Raw genomic sequence first — 14,165 nt, 5'->3', positions numbered from 1 at the left:
GTCGCGACCGACCACGGTTCGCCGGGAATATTGAACAGAATCGATGTGATCGCGCCGCCGAACAGCGCGCCCCAGTAGATGCACGACAACATGATGATCGCCGACGTCGGCGGCATCGAAAACGTCAGCGGCAGCAGGATCGCAACACCGTTGGCGCCGCCCAGCCCCGGCAACACGCCGATCAGTACGCCGAGCAAAATCCCCACGAACATGAACACAAGATTCTGCCAGGTCAGCGCGACCGCAAAACCGTGCAGCAGATTGGAAAATTCTTCCATCTCGATCAGGATCGAAAGTTCAGGATTGAGAGTCGCGTAATCAAGGACGAGCCTGATTTGGCCTCAATAACCAAACATTGGTATCAATAACCAAACAGATTCTCGAGTGGCCCTTTGGGCAGCGGCACGAGGAACCAGATTTCGAACAGCAGGAACAGAACGACCGGGACGAGCAAGCTGACCGGCAATGTTTTGCGCCAGTCGAATTTACCGTACCGGCGCATGAACAGCGCCAGGAAAAAAGCGGAAGCGAGATAGATGCCGATGAAGTAAATCGTGGCAATGTACAGCGCGGTCGGGATAAAAACTGCCAGCACGCGCTGGAATCGATCGGGCGCGACGAATACCTCGTCCGTTTTCCGCAGTATCGCCTGGAACAATATCCAGATACTGGCAGCGGCCAGCAACGCGCCTATGTAAAACGGGAAGTAGCCAGCCTCGGGTCCGTCCGAAGCCCAGCCCGTGCCGACGCGCTGACTATCGTAGATGACCAGCGCAGCCACGCACAGCAGCACGATGGCGACTGCCATCTCGACTGCGCGGGTGGAAGGAATTCTTCTTATTTTTCACCTCCACCGTGACCCTTCCCAGTCAAGGGAAGGGAGCGTGATTGCGGATGATCTGTCATGCGAAAAACGAAATCCGCATCCCCCCGGTTCGTGTTCCATCAACGTGCCCGCGCCGGAATGCGCACTCGCAAAGCCGCTATTTCGCCAGAAAACCGGCTTCCTGCATCAGCGTCTTGTGCGTCGCCTCGGCTTTTTGCGCCCAGTCCGCCAATTCCTTGCCGGTCAGGAAGGTCGGATTGAATGCGCCTTTTTCCATGAACTCCCGCCACTCCGGCAGCGCGCGCACCTTCTTGAACAGGCCGACATAGAAATCGACCTGTTCCGGCGTTACGCCCGGGGCCATGAAAATACCGCGCAGCATCAGGTAATCGACATCGATGCCCGATTGCTTGCACGTCGGGATGTCGCTCCATGCCATTGTGTCGGTGACCTTGTTCTTGTAAGGCAGCGGTTTGTCATCGAACACGCACAATGGTCGCAGTTTGCTGGCGCGCCAGTGGGCGACGGCCTCGATCGGATTGTTGACGGTCGAATTCACATGCTGGCCAACAAGCTGCACGGCGACGTCGCCGCCGCCTTTGAACGGCACGTAAGTCAGCTTTTTGCCGGCCGCCTTTTGCAGCGCAACGGTAATGATCTGGTCCTCCTGTTTCGAGCCGGTGCCGGCCATCGTGAACTGGTTGTCGTCGCCGGCCTTGACCGCGTCGAGGTAATCCTTCGCAGTTTTGTAAGGCGAATCGGCATTGACCCACAGCACGAATTCATCGAGCGCCAGCATGGCAACCGGCGTCAAGTCTTTCCAGTTGAACGGAACACCGGTCGCAAGCGGCGTGGTGAACAGATTGGAAAGTGTAATGATGATCTTGTGCGGATTGCCCTTCGCGCCCTTGACATCGAGGAAGCCCTCCGCGCCGGCGCCGCCGGATTTGTTGACGACGACCATCGGCTGCTTCATCAAATCGTGCTTGATGATCATGCCCTGGATTAGCCGCGCCATTTGGTCGGCGCCGCCACCGGTGCCGGCAGGAACGACGAATTCGACCGACTTGGTCGGTTCCCACGCGTAAGCCGGCGCGCTGCTGACCGCGATCAGCGTGGCGGCGGTAACGGTCGCAATGAGCTTGGTGAGCATGATTCCTCCGGTTATGTTTTAGAATGACGACTTAAATGGTAACCCCCGATCAAGCTTAATCAAATTCATCGCCGTTCGCCACAAACCGTTTTCACCGGTAATGTCTCAGTTCATATCCGCAAGCATCGGGGACAATTCGTTCTGAGCTTGTCGAAGGGTGAAACGGCCGCTCATGGTTCGACAGTCCTCTCCTGAGCAACGCCGAAGGGCTCACCACGAACGGCCTAACTGAGACACACCATTTTTACCGATCTCCATGAACCGGATTTCCACGCTCGCTCAACTGTTGTCTCGCGGCGCCGATGACGGCATCGCGATTGCCGCGCCTCTGCGCGCTTCGCTGACGTTCGGCGGCTTGCGAGAGCAAGTCGAGCTGTCGTTACGACGGCTGCGCGAATCCGGCATCAAGCGCAACGATCGTGTCGCAATGGTCCTGCCGAATGGTCCTGAAATGGCGGCTGCGTTTCTGGGCATCGCAAGCGCTGCGACCGCCGCGCCGTTGAATCCCGGGTACCGCGCCGAGGAGTTCGAATTTTATCTGTCCGATCTCCATGCCAGGCGGCTGATCGTCGAAGAGGGCAGTCAGTCTCCGGCGATTGCCGTGGCAGCCATGCTCGCTATTCCGGTGCTTCGCCTGCGCGTGGATGCAAATCAGCCTGCCGGCGCGTTCGATCTGATCGAGGATGGAGAGCGGGCCGGGTCAGTCACGGATCGCGGTTCCGCGCGAACCGGCGTTCAGGCGGACGTTCAGGAAGGCGGTCATGAAGACGCTCAGCCCGGTGATACGGCGCTGGTGCTGCACACATCCGGCACGACATCTCGGCCCAAGATCGTGCCGCTATCCCAGCGCAACATTTGCGCATCCGCGCTCAACATCGGCAATACGCTGGCGCTACGCGCCGGGGATCGCGGGCTGATCGTGATGCCGCTGTTTCATATCCATGGCCTGATCGCCGCTGTGCTGGCTCCGCTTGCCGCGGGCGGCAGCGTTTACTGCACGCCCGGTTTCAATGCGCTGAAGTTTTTCAACTGGATGGAAGACGCCAAGCCGACCTGGTACACGGCGGTGCCGACCATGCACCAGGCCTTGCTCGGACGTGCTGAACGCAATCGCGAAATCATCGCCGCGCATCCGCTGCGCTTTATCCGGTCGTCGTCGTCGTCGCTGCCGCCGCAGGTGTTGCACGAGCTCGAGAAAGTATTCAAGACGCGCGTAGTCGAGTCTTACGGCATGACCGAAGCGTCGCACCAGATGGCAAGCAATCTGCTGGCGCCCGGATTGCGCAAGCCGGGCACGGTCGGCGTAGCGGCTGGACCAGAAGTGGCGGTGATGGACGAATCCGGCGCGTTGCTGCAAAACGGTGAAACCGGGGAGATCGTCATCCGCGGTGCGAACGTTACTTCGGGTTATGAAAACAATCCTGACGCCAACAGTGATGCGTTCACGAACGGCTGGTTCCGCACCGGCGACCAGGGCGTCATGGATACCGATGGCTATCTGTCGATCACCGGGCGACTCAAGGAAATCATCAATCGCGGCGGCGAAAAATCTCGCCGCGAGAAGTCGACGACGTGCTGATGGATCACCCTGCCGTGCAGCAGGTCGTCACGTTTGCGATGCCGCACGACAAGCTCGGCGAGGACGTGGCGGCTGCGATCGTATTGCGCGAAGGAAAAAGCGCGACCGAAAAAGAAATCCGTGAATTCGTCGCGCAGCATCTCGCGGATTTCAAAGTGCCGCGCAAAATTCTGTTTCTCGACGAAATCCCGAAAGGCGCGACCGGGAAGTTGCAGCGTATCGGCCTGGCGACGAAGCTCGGTCTCGGCTAGCGAAGCGCCCGATCACACGCAGCGGAGATCATGCAAGCGAAAAGGTCCGCCGGTAGCGGAACAGCGAGGCGCCAACGATTGCGGGAAGGCAGTTGAGCCTGCAATCGCCGCTTTACAATCGGCTGTGCACGAACCCCGTTTGCGCGCCGAGCGCGCGGTTGCGCAGGCGGGCGCTGATACCTGCCGCAAGCCGGTGGGCGGGACGCTCGATCACCAAAAAGCACAGGTAGGCGCCGAGCAGGGCCGCGGCCAGGGTAGCGAGATTGTCCGTGATCGCATGGCCGGTGCCGACCGTTGCCAGCACCTTGCCCGCGATAAGAGCGCAGGGCAGATGTGTGAGGTACAACGAGTAACTCCAGGTCCCGGCCCACTCCAAAGAGGCGAGCGGCGCATGCCGGCGGGAAAAAACGATTTCCCGGCGCAGCCAGAAGTACGCAAGGATGGCAAAAACGTTCAGCGACCATGGGTAGCTGATCGAGACGCCCGGCAAATGCCAGCGCAGGATGACGGCGGCATAGGAAGCGGCGATGATTCCCAGCCGGAAGAACCAGATATTCGCGGTGTAGGTCGATGGCAGCGCATCGCTGCGCTCCGCCAGCAAGCATCCGAGCAGCCAGCACGGTAGCCCGATCAGCCAGTTGAGCGCGCTGCCATAAGCCGCGTAATCTCCGGGTTCGGCCAGCGTCTCAAAGGCCTGGGTCCCTGAATCCGGCAGCGCCAGCGCGAGACTCCAGGCGATGGCGAACGCGACGACGATCAGGCGTTGCCAGCCGAATCGGCGCTGCAGAATCAACAGCAGCGGGTAGATCAGATAATAGATGATTTCGGCGATCAGACTCCACACGATGCCATGCTGCATGACCTCGCGCTGCACTCCCGCGTATTCGCTTGCCCACATGACGATCAGCATCGGCAGGCCGATGCGCAGCAGGCGCCGCGTGTAAAACGCGCCGAGCAGCACTGGTGCGCCGTTGCGGTGGGGATAGTGGATACAGAAGCCCGAGATCACGAAGAAAACGATCACGGCCGCAGGCCCATTGAACATCTCGCGGAGCAGCCCGGTCAACACGCGTGCAAGACCATCCGGGCTGTCGCCAAAGATCGGTGCCGCACCGATATGGTAGATCACGACGAACAGCGCGCAGACGAAACGGATGCTGTCGAGTCCCCTTATTTTTCCCACTGGTCGTCCCTGATGGCAAGGCTAGGCCTTGCTGACCGCGGCAGCTTGCCCGGGTCTCGGCGGATGGTCAAGTGACCAACCACCGGACGGGCGAAACGGCGAGCCAGACGGCGAAATCGCGGTGGATTAGGGTCGACTTGAACGTTGGCCGACTCACTCGCTTCGAAGGGCTCGCATGAAGCTGCCGGTCGTTGCGTGTCTTCTGACCATGCCGCCCTTGATAATCGGAGCGCTGGCTGCAGCGCCTGCTTCTGCTTTACCTGGGGCAAGACACCCGCGAAATCAGGTCTATGTTCCGTGAAGACATGAGCCGTAACGCATCGACGCGGCAATACCTGTAATGTGTAACATCAATCGGCTGAAGACCATTCTGGAAGACGAAGCGGACGGTCGTCCGAAAGGATCCAGAATGTTGGGAGCAGTTCATGAGCGCAAAGCACGCGAGCGGCACGTTGTTCGCCAGTATTTCAGTTTGCTTAATACACTCAGGAAATTTCCATGTGTAGAAACATCAAGACTCTTTTCAATTTCGATCCACCGAATACGGATGACGAAATTCGAGCGGCTTCTTTGCAGTTCGTGAGGAAACTCAGCGGCTTCAGCAAACCATCGAAGGCGAACGAGGCGGCATTCCTTCTTGCTGTGGATGAGGTCTCAAGAATTGCCGGCGCCTTACATGGCTCCCTGGAGACAAACGCGCCTCCTAAAGACCGTGCCGACGAAGCGGCCAAGGCACGCGCCCGGGCCGTGCAAAGATTCCCGGCGTGAATGCTGTGCCTCCCGCCGGTTTGCCTTTGTAGCGTTGCTGAAACGATGGTGCGAATCGCAGCCTGCCGGCGGCGGCGAAAGCGGAGCAAAAAAACAGGGCGGTCAGCGCCGCCCTGTTGAACTCAAATTACATCCGATTACAACAACGGCACGATCAACAGCGCCACGATATTCATGATCTTGATCAGCGGATTGACGGCCGGGCCGGCGGTGTCCTTGTAGGGATCGCCGACCGTATCGCCGGTGACCGCGGCCTTGTGCGCTTCCGAGCCTTTGCCGCCGTGATTGCCGTCTTCGATGTATTTCTTGGCGTTGTCCCAGGCGCCGCCGCCGGTCGTCATCGAAATCGCGACGAAGAGGCCGGTGATGATCGACCCCATCAACAAGCCGCCTAGCGCTTGCGGACCCAGAAATTTTCCGACGAGCACCGGGATCAACACCGGCAACAGCGACGGGATGATCATCTCCTTGATCGCGGATTTCGTCAGCAGATCGACCGCTTTCGAATAATCGGGCTTGGCCGTGCCTTCCATGATGCCCTTGATATCGCGGAACTGGCGGCGCACTTCGATCACCACCGAACCGGCGGCGCGGCCAACCGCTTCCATCGCCATCGCGCCGAACAGATACGGCACCAGGCCGCCGATGAAAAGGCCGATGATGACGAGGTGATTCGATAAATCGAAGGTCACCGCCCGCCCCGAATACTCGAGCGCATGCGTGTAATCGGCGAACAGCACCAGCGCCGCCAGTCCGGCCGAGCCGATCGCATAGCCTTTGGTCACGGCTTTGGTGGTATTGCCGACCGCGTCCAGCGGATCGGTGATGGCGCGCACCGAATCGGGCAGATCGGACATCTCCGCTATGCCGCCGGCATTATCCGTGATCGGACCGTAGGCATCGAGCGCGACGATGATGCCGGTCATCGACAGCATGGCCGTCGCCGCGATCGCGATGCCGTACAAGCCGGCGAGATGATACGAAACGAAAATCGCGGCGCATACCGACAGCACCGGCAACGCCGTGGATCTCATCGACACGCCGATGCCGGCGATGATGTTGGTCGCGTGGCCCGTGGTCGAAGCCTGCGCGACGTGGCGCACCGGCCCGTATTCGGTCGCCGTGTAATACTCGGTGATGACGACCATGGCCGCGGTCAACACCAGGCCGACGATGGCCGCGCCGTACAAGCGCAGCACCGAAAATTCGGCGATGTCGCCGAGCAGCCAGACGGTAATCGGATAGAACGCAATGGCGGCCAGAATACCCGCGACCGCAAGGCCGCGATACAGCGCATTCATGATTTTGCCGCCGCTGCGCGCATTGACGAAATAACAGCCGATGATCGATGCGATGATCGATGCCCCGCCCATCACCAGCGGATAGACAACGGCGTTGGCGGCGGCCTCCTTGAACAGCAGCGCGCCGAGTAGCATGGTCGCGATGATGGTGACCGCGTAGGTCTCGAACAGGTCGGCCGCCATGCCGGCGCAGTCGCCGACGTTATCGCCGACGTTATCGGCAATAACCGCCGGGTTGCGCGGATCGTCTTCGGGAATGCCGGCTTCGACTTTGCCGACGAGATCGGCGCCGACATCGGCGCCCTTGGTGAAAATGCCGCCGCCCAGACGCGCGAAAATCGAAATCAGAGAGCCGCCGAAAGCCAGCCCGATCAACGGCTGGATGACTTCGCTGATCGGCCCGGATGAGCCCGAAATCAGGAACGCGTAGTAGCCGGCGACGCCGAGCAGCCCGAGGCCGACGACCAGCATGCCGGTAATCGCGCCGCCGCGAAACGCGATTTGCAGCGCTTCATTGAGACCGGTACGCGCGGCTTCGGCGGTGCGCACATTGGCGCGTACCGAAACGTTCATGCCGATATAGCCGGCTACTCCCGACAGGATTGCGCCTAGCGCAAAACCGCCGGCGGTCAGCCAGTCAAGCGCCCAGGCGAGGACAAAAAACAGGATCACGCCGACCAGCCCGATCGTCAGGTATTGGCGATTCAGATAGGCCGATGCGCCGACCTGGATGGCCGCGGCGATTTCGCGCATGCGCTCGTTGCCGGCCGGCTGACCCAGTATCCACCTGATCGAAACACCGCCATAGACCACCGCAATCGTGGCGCAGGCAAGTGCGATTAACAAAGGTGCTGACATCAGTTCCTCCCTGAAAGCGGCCTTTTGCGGGCAGGCCGTTATGCCCTGAAAGTCATGTTAACGAAGCGTTGAATAGAGTCAGACGCCGTCATTACCGCGGCCGATCACGCATGCCCTCGAAAGTACTAATCAAGGGGCATTCGAGAGCAGACTGCAACGGAAATCCAGCTCTTTGCATAATTGGGTAGTGACACGACACCGGATTCCCGCTTTCGCGGGGAACGACAAATTGATCAGAGATTTCTCAAAGCTGAGCATCAAACCTTGAATTCGCCGCCGAGCTTTTTCGGCACTGCGATATTCTTGAGCCTGACGTAATTCGGCAAGCCGTTGCGAAACGGCGGGTAATCCTCGCCCATGATGAGCGGGCGCAAATAAGCGCGGCACTTGTCGGTAATGCCGAAGCCGTCCCTGGTTATGAAGTTGCGCGGCATCATCTTTTCCTTGTTGGCGACATCTTTGAGATTGGCCATGCCGATGCCCCATTTATAGGGATCATCGCATTTGCGCACGATCGTCGGCATCACCGCGTTCTGGCCTTTCAGCGCGAATTCGACGGCGGCTTTGCCGACCGCATACGCCTGGGCGACGTCGGTCTTCGAAGCGATATGACGGGCAGCGCGCTGCAGGTAATCGGCGACCGCCCAGTGATTCTTGTAGCCCAGTTTTGCGCGCACGATGTTGGCGATGGCCGGTGCGACGCCGCCAAGCTGGGCGTGGCCGAACGCATCCGTCAATCCCGATTCGGACAGGAATTTGCCGTCCGCTCCCTTGATGCCTTCCGACACGCCTATCGCACAATAGCCGTGTTTCTTTACAGCTTCGTCAACCTGCGCGAGGAATTTTTCCTGCTCGAACGGAAGTTCCGGGAACAGCAGCACATGCGGCGCCTCGCCTTCATTCTCGGCGGCGAGCCCGCACGCGGCAGTGATCCAGCCGGCGTGGCGGCCCATGACTTCGAGAACGAATACCTTGGTCGAGGTTTTCGCCATCGAAGCGACATCGAATCCGGCTTCGCGCATGCTGGTCGCAACGTACTTGGCGACCGAGCCGAAGCCGGGACAGCAATCGGTGATCGGCAGATCGTTGTCGACGGTTTTCGGCACGCCGATGGCGATGATCGGGTAGTCGAGTTTGGCGCCGATTTGCGAAACTTTCAGCGCCGTGTCCTGGGAATCGCCGCCGCCATTGTAGAAAAAGTAGGCGATATCGTGAGCGCGGAAAACTTCGATCAGGCGCTCGTACTGCGCGCGGTTTTCGTCGAGGCCTTTGAGCTTGTAGCGCGCCGAACCGAATGCGCCGGCCGGCGTGTAGCGCAGCGCCGCGATGGCCGATATCGATTCCTTGCTGGTGTCTATCAGGTCTTCGGTCAACGCGCCTAAAATACCGTGGCGGCCGGCGTAGACTTTGCCGATCTGGTCTTTGTGTAGGCGCGCGGTCTCGATAACACCGCAGGCCGAGGCGTTGATGACGGCGGTGACACCGCCGGATTGCGCGTAGAACGCATTTTCCTTCGCCAACATGTCTCCTCTTTCCTGGTCCTGCCGGCGACTTCTGGTGAGCCGTCCGTTCCGCGCGTTGCGTTCCGCCTGGCCAGCGCCGCGGCCTTCCTTTGCGATAATCGAAATCAGGCCAGCGCCGCGAAAACCTTGTCCCGGATTTGTTCGAGGCTGCCGACGCCGGCAATTTTTACGTAGCGCGGCGCATGCGGCTCATTGCTCGCTGCCCACGCCGAATAGTATTGGACCAGGGGCTTGGTCATCGCGTGGTAAACCTCGAGACGTTTGGCGACGGTTGCTTCCTTGTCGTCGTCGCGTTGCACCAGCGGCTCCCCGGTCAGATCATCCTGGCCAGCTATTTTTGGCGCGTTGAACATGACGTGATAAACGCGTCCGGAGGACGGGTGAACGCGCCGGCCGCCGAGGCGTTTGATGATCTCGGCATCGGCGACGTCGATTTCGACGACATGCTCGATGCGCACTTGTGCTTTCTTCATCGCTTCGGCCTGCGGAATCGTGCGCGGGAAACCATCGAACAGGAAACCGTTCGCGCAATCTGACTGTTCGATGCGCTCCTCGACCAGCCCGATGATGACGTCATCTGGAACAAGGCCGCCCGCATCCATGTGTTTTTTTGCGGCGATGCCAAGTTGGCTGCCGGCCTTGACGGCGGCGCGCAGCATGTCGCCGGTGGATATCTGGGGAATGCCGAATCTCTCGCAAATGAAGGCCGCTTGCGTGCCTTTACCCGCGCCGGGCGCGCCTAACAGGATCAATCTCATAGGTTTCCAGTCTGAAGATGCGCGCGGAAGTGGAAGCGCGCCTGGATGCCGATTATAAACGCTAAGCGGATTTTGATTAAGAATTTTAGGCGAGCGGCAGACGGTGCGGCGCGGCGGAGGCCGCGAACAATCGTCGCGGGAAATACTAGACTATCTGACTCGCGGACACCGAACTTCGCGGACGATGATTCCATGGACGATGAGTGTGCGGACGATTACCTCGCGCCCCTGCGGTTTCAGTCAACCCGACTGCTGCGCGGCAAAAAGCGCGCGCACGCGCTGCAGATCGGCTTCGGTATCGACGCCGGTCGAAGGCTGCGCCTCGCTGATGACGACGGCAACGCGGCGCCCATGCCAGAGCGCGCGCAATTGCTCAAGCGCTTCGAAGCGCTCGATCGCAGGAGCGGCCATGTTTGCGTATTCGCGAACGAACGCGGCGCGGTACGCGTATAGGCCGGCATGGCGGTAGACCGGCAACGCGGCGGGCATGCTGCGGTCGTTTGCGGAGAATGCGTCGCGCGCAAACGGGATCGGCGCGCGGCTGAAGTACAGCGCATTGCCGTCACGGTCGAGCACGATCTTGACGACGTTGTTATCGAACAGCGAGGCGGCATCGCTGATCGCGTGACAGACGGTCGTGATTGCAGCATCGGGACGCTGTTGCAGATGCGCGGCGACGGCGCGAATCAGATCGGGCTCGATCAAGGGCTCGTCGCCCTGCACGTTGACGACGATGCAGTCGGGGTCGATTGCGTGCTGCTCGACGAATTCGGCGATGCGATCGGTGCCGCTGGCGTGGCCAGCGCGCGTCATGCAGGCGCGATAGCCGTGCGCAACGACTGCGCTGGCTATGCGTTGGTCATCGGTCGCGATCCAGACCTCCGCTGCGCCGCTCGCGCGCGCACGTTCGGCGACGCGCACGATCATCGGCTTGCCGCCAATGTCGGCCAGCGGCTTGCCGGGCAGCCGGATAGACGCGTAACGGGCCGGAATGACTGCTATGAAGTGTGGAATGAGGGAAGAGGAGTGAGGAGCGTCCTCGCTTGCGTCCGGTTTTCCCTCCACACGCTTCACTCCTTGCTCCCCGCTGAAATCAAACTTCCTCTTCGGGCGGCAGCTTGCGCGCTTCGTCTTCGAGCATGACCGGAATGTCGTCCCGGATCGGGTAGGCCAGGCGGTCTGCTTTGCAGATCAATTCAAGCTCGGCTTTCTTGTACGCGAGCGGCCCCTTGCACAGCGGGCAAACCAGAATATCGAGCAATTTGGCGTCCATCGGGAACCTCTCGTTATGCGGCGGGCGATGAGCTGGAGCGCGCTAAGCGCAGCGTTTGCCGCTTTGCGCGATCGCCTATCGCGAGGTTTTGCCGGGCCGCAGTTTGTCGATGATGAAATCTTCCAGCGCGTCGGGCAGCACCGCTTCGACATCGAGCACCCAGCATTTTTCGCTGCCGATTGCGGCAGCCCGGCATTTTACCGCATCTTTTTCGGTCATCACGATCGCGTCGAAATCGGGAATCTCGAGATCGCCCGCGCTGAACACATGATGGTCGGGCAGCGGATACGCTGTGAAATCCAGCCCGAGCTGCGCGAGGTGGTCGAAAAAGCGCTGCGGGTTGCCGATACCGGCTAGCGCCGCGACGCGCAGGCCGCGCAGCGACAGCACGGGAATGCGCGCGTCAGGATTCAAAAGATTGCCGAGCTCCGCGCCACGCAGCGTCATCGGATAAATCGGCGGGCGGAGCGAAACAGGGCTTTGCTCGGGCTTTGAATCGACGCCATTTCCATTGACGACAATCGCGGTCACGCTGCGCAGACGGCTCGCAGGTTCGCGCAGCGGGCCGGCTGGCAGCATCAGCCGATTGCCGAGGCCGCTGGCGGCGTCGATGACCGCGATCTCGATAACGCGGCCAAGGCGATAGTGCTGCAACCCGTCATCCGCGATCAGCACATCGCATCCCGGATGTTGCTGCAGCAGGCGGGCTGCGGCGGCGACCCGATCATGCGCAATCCAGACCGGGCAAGCTGTGCGCTGCGCCAGTAATACCGGTTCGTCACCGACCAGGCGCGGATCGCTCTCGCGATTCACCTGGTACGGGCCGCGCAGCTTGCCGCCATAGCCGCGGCTGATGATGCCGGGCCGCATGCCGCGCGCTGCCAGGCGCGTCGCCAACCACATCACCAGCGGTGTTTTGCCGGCGCCGCCGACGCTGATGTTGCCGACCACGATGACGGGGATCGGCAACATCACGGTCTTCAACAGCGACGTCTTGTAAAGCAGGCGGCGCAGCGCAACCAGCGCGCGAAACAGCAGACTCGCGGGAAAAGACAGTAGATGGGCAAAACCGATGCGAGACCAGTGCGTTCGAAGAATCTGTTGGACGCCGGCGCCGCGCTGCTTCATGCAAGCCGCAGAACCTTATTTCGGCACGCTTGCCTGCGTGGTGAACGTGATGCGGCCGAAGCCGGCAATACGGGCCGCCTCCATCACGTGGATGACAGCTTGATGGGTGGCATTGGCATCAGCGTTGATGACGATAACCGGATCGGTCTGACTGCCGGCGGCGCGCCGCAGTTCGGCGCCCAGGCTTTCGGGATTCGAGAACGCGACGGCGGTCTTGTCGACCATGTAGTGGCCGGCGGCGTCGACCGCGACATTGACCGGATCGAGCTGGTCGACCGGCTTTTCGGCATCGGCCTGCGGCAGATTGATCTGCAGTTCGGCGAAGCGCGAATACGTCGTCGTCACCATCAGGAAAATCAGAATGACGAGCAGCACGTCGATCATCGCGATCAAGTTCAGCTCGGGCTCTTCATTGGCGCTGCCGCGGCGGAAATTCATATGGGCGACATAACGAACGGAACGGATGAGGTTTGCTTGCGACCCGATATCGATGATGCATGGACCGGTATCACGCCTGCCGCTCGCCGTGTACGATCTCGACCAGCTTCAGCGCCTGCAACTCCATATCGATCACCAGCGAATCGATCTTGCCGCGGAAGTAGCGGTAGAAAAACATGCTCGGGATGGCGACGATCAAGCCGAATGCCGTGTTGTACAGCGCGATCGAGATGCCGTGCGCAAGCTGCGCCGGGCTGCTGCCGGTCGGCGCCTGCGATCCGAAGATTTCGATCATGCCGATCACGGTGCCGAGCAGGCCGAGCAGCGGCCCCATCGAGGCGATGGTGCCGATCGCCGGCACGAAGCGTTCGAGTTCGTGCGCGACGGCGCGGCCGGCTTCCTCGATCGATTCCTTCATCACTTCGCGCGTGCTCGAAACGTTCCTGAGGCCGGCCGCGAAAATGCGGCCGAGCGGTGAATTGGCCGTCAGCTTGGCCAGCATTTGCTTGTTGACACCGCCCTGACGATATTCCTGGACGACGCGCGGCAGCAGTTCCTTGGGCGCAACGGTGCTTTTGCGCAGATTGAACAAACAATAGATGATGAAGGTAACGGCGATGACGGAGGCAAAAAGGATCGGCCAGATTGGCCAACCGGCTGCTTCAATGATAGCTAACACTCGGCAAAATCTCCGGTCGCGGGAAAGCCGACAACTGTAGTCCCCCGGCACGCTTTCAGCAAGATTTTCCGAAAAAAGCGTAAAGATCGCTTGACATTGCCTTGTCCACATTTTCTGTGGATAACTTTGTGGATAGCGTGCAGGCCGGGTCAGCTAAGTAATGTGCCCGTAACAAAAATTTCTTGTACGATTAAATATTAAACGATTGAAATAACAGAATAAACAATGAGTTATAAAAAACATAGTGATTTCATAATGGTTACAAGCGCAAGCGAAGAGGCTTTCTCCGAGCTGTGGAGAAGCGCGAGCGTGCAGCGGGTTTTTCTATCCAATCGGGCGCGGTTTGCCGAGCCGGCTTGCAAAAAAGTTTGCTCGTCACGCAGATCCGACTGTCGCGAATGATGGCGGACTGAGCGATGCTGTTCCCCGAAATCGAGCTGCGCGCGC

The 14,165-nt window shown here is 60.2% G+C and carries 13 protein-coding genes and 1 pseudogene; 2 read left to right on the top strand and 12 right to left on the bottom strand.

Translation table 11 applies throughout. The annotated features are described in order from the left end of the window. The 3 genes from H0V78_02420 to H0V78_02410 form a co-directional block, all read right to left on the bottom strand. Positions 1 to 278, bottom strand: a 278-nt coding sequence (locus tag H0V78_02420; GenBank protein ID MBA2350666.1) for a tripartite tricarboxylate transporter permease, incomplete at its 3' end; no start/stop codon positions are given. An 83-nt stretch (positions 279 to 361) separates the two neighbouring features. After that, positions 362 to 808 carry a tripartite tricarboxylate transporter TctB family protein gene (locus H0V78_02415; protein ID MBA2350665.1) on the bottom strand — a complete coding sequence of 149 codons (447 nt, stop codon included), beginning with the start codon at positions 806 to 808 and terminating at the stop codon, positions 362 to 364. Between the two features lie 175 nt (positions 809 to 983). After that, on the bottom strand, positions 984 to 1,979 hold the full coding sequence (locus H0V78_02410) for a tripartite tricarboxylate transporter substrate binding protein (protein ID MBA2350664.1): 996 nt from the start codon (positions 1,977 to 1,979) through the stop codon (positions 984 to 986). A 256-nt stretch (positions 1,980 to 2,235) separates the two neighbouring features. Here H0V78_02410 and H0V78_02405 point away from each other — a divergent pair. Further along, positions 2,236 to 3,809 (top strand): annotated as a pseudogene (locus H0V78_02405) (AMP-binding protein). Positions 3,810 to 3,921: 112 nt separating this feature from the next. Here the strand turns inward: H0V78_02405 and H0V78_02400 are convergent. Further along, positions 3,922 to 4,992: an acyltransferase gene (locus H0V78_02400; GenBank protein ID MBA2350663.1), complete on the bottom strand. Its 1,071-nt coding sequence runs from the start codon at positions 4,990 to 4,992 to the stop codon at positions 3,922 to 3,924. A gap of 498 nt (positions 4,993 to 5,490) precedes the next feature. On the opposite strand from H0V78_02400, the gene H0V78_02395 reads away from it, so the two are divergent. Next, the gene (locus H0V78_02395) at positions 5,491 to 5,760 is read left to right on the top strand and encodes a DUF2277 domain-containing protein (GenBank protein MBA2350662.1); all 270 of its coding nucleotides are present in this window, start codon (positions 5,491 to 5,493) and stop codon (positions 5,758 to 5,760) included. A gap of 137 nt (positions 5,761 to 5,897) precedes the next feature. On the opposite strand, the gene H0V78_02390 is transcribed toward H0V78_02395, so the two are convergent. The 8 genes from H0V78_02390 to H0V78_02355 form a co-directional block, all read right to left on the bottom strand. Next, positions 5,898 to 7,919: a sodium-translocating pyrophosphatase gene (locus H0V78_02390; GenBank protein ID MBA2350661.1), complete on the bottom strand. Its 2,022-nt coding sequence runs from the start codon at positions 7,917 to 7,919 to the stop codon at positions 5,898 to 5,900. Positions 7,920 to 8,176: 257 nt separating this feature from the next. Then, complete coding sequence (locus tag H0V78_02385) at positions 8,177 to 9,439, bottom strand: 6-phosphofructokinase (protein MBA2350660.1); 1,263 nt, start codon at positions 9,437 to 9,439, stop codon at positions 8,177 to 8,179. 107 nt (positions 9,440 to 9,546) lie between these two features. Next, positions 9,547 to 10,200 carry an adenylate kinase gene (gene adk / locus H0V78_02380; GenBank protein MBA2350659.1) on the bottom strand — a complete coding sequence of 218 codons (654 nt, stop codon included), beginning with the start codon at positions 10,198 to 10,200 and terminating at the stop codon, positions 9,547 to 9,549. Positions 10,201 to 10,440: 240 nt separating this feature from the next. Continuing rightward, entirely contained in the window at positions 10,441 to 11,214 is a 774-nt protein-coding gene (gene kdsB / locus H0V78_02375; protein MBA2350658.1) for a 3-deoxy-manno-octulosonate cytidylyltransferase, read from the bottom strand. 79 nt (positions 11,215 to 11,293) lie between these two features. Next, positions 11,294 to 11,473 (bottom strand): Trm112 family protein, encoded by a 180-nt coding sequence (locus tag H0V78_02370; protein MBA2350657.1) that lies wholly within the window; start codon positions 11,471 to 11,473, stop codon positions 11,294 to 11,296. 75 nt (positions 11,474 to 11,548) lie between these two features. After that, positions 11,549 to 12,601 (bottom strand): tetraacyldisaccharide 4'-kinase, encoded by a 1,053-nt coding sequence (locus H0V78_02365; GenBank protein ID MBA2350656.1) that lies wholly within the window; start codon positions 12,599 to 12,601, stop codon positions 11,549 to 11,551. A gap of 15 nt (positions 12,602 to 12,616) precedes the next feature. Next, the gene (locus H0V78_02360) at positions 12,617 to 13,039 is read right to left on the bottom strand and encodes a biopolymer transporter ExbD (protein MBA2350655.1); all 423 of its coding nucleotides are present in this window, start codon (positions 13,037 to 13,039) and stop codon (positions 12,617 to 12,619) included. A gap of 70 nt (positions 13,040 to 13,109) precedes the next feature. After that, entirely contained in the window at positions 13,110 to 13,718 is a 609-nt protein-coding gene (locus tag H0V78_02355) for a MotA/TolQ/ExbB proton channel family protein (protein MBA2350654.1), read from the bottom strand. Positions 13,719 to 14,165: the final 447 nt, after the last annotated feature.

The sequence above is a fragment of the Burkholderiales bacterium genome (genome assembly GCA_013695435.1).
GTDB lineage: Bacteria > Pseudomonadota > Gammaproteobacteria > Burkholderiales > JACMKV01 > JACMKV01.
Note: the sequence above shows the minus strand (reverse complement) of the source record. Positions and strands in the feature narration are given on the sequence as shown.

Bases quoted from the DNA above. Each gene is read 5' to 3' on its own strand.
- H0V78_02415 (MBA2350665.1), bottom strand. From the start codon at position 808: ATGGCAGTCGCCATCGTGCTGCTGTGCGTGGCTGCGCTGGTCATCTAC.
- H0V78_02410 (MBA2350664.1), bottom strand. From the start codon at position 1,979: ATGCTCACCAAGCTCATTGCGACCGTTACCGCCGCCACGCTGATCGCG.
- H0V78_02395 (MBA2350662.1), top strand. From the start codon at position 5,491: ATGTGTAGAAACATCAAGACTCTTTTCAATTTCGATCCACCGAATACG.
- H0V78_02390 (MBA2350661.1), bottom strand. From the start codon at position 7,919: ATGTCAGCACCTTTGTTAATCGCACTTGCCTGCGCCACGATTGCGGTG.
- adk (MBA2350659.1), bottom strand. From the start codon at position 10,200: ATGAGATTGATCCTGTTAGGCGCGCCCGGCGCGGGTAAAGGCACGCAA.
- H0V78_02370 (MBA2350657.1), bottom strand. From the start codon at position 11,473: ATGGACGCCAAATTGCTCGATATTCTGGTTTGCCCGCTGTGCAAGGGG.
- H0V78_02365 (MBA2350656.1), bottom strand. From the start codon at position 12,601: ATGAAGCAGCGCGGCGCCGGCGTCCAACAGATTCTTCGAACGCACTGG.
- H0V78_02360 (MBA2350655.1), bottom strand. From the start codon at position 13,039: ATGAATTTCCGCCGCGGCAGCGCCAATGAAGAGCCCGAGCTGAACTTG.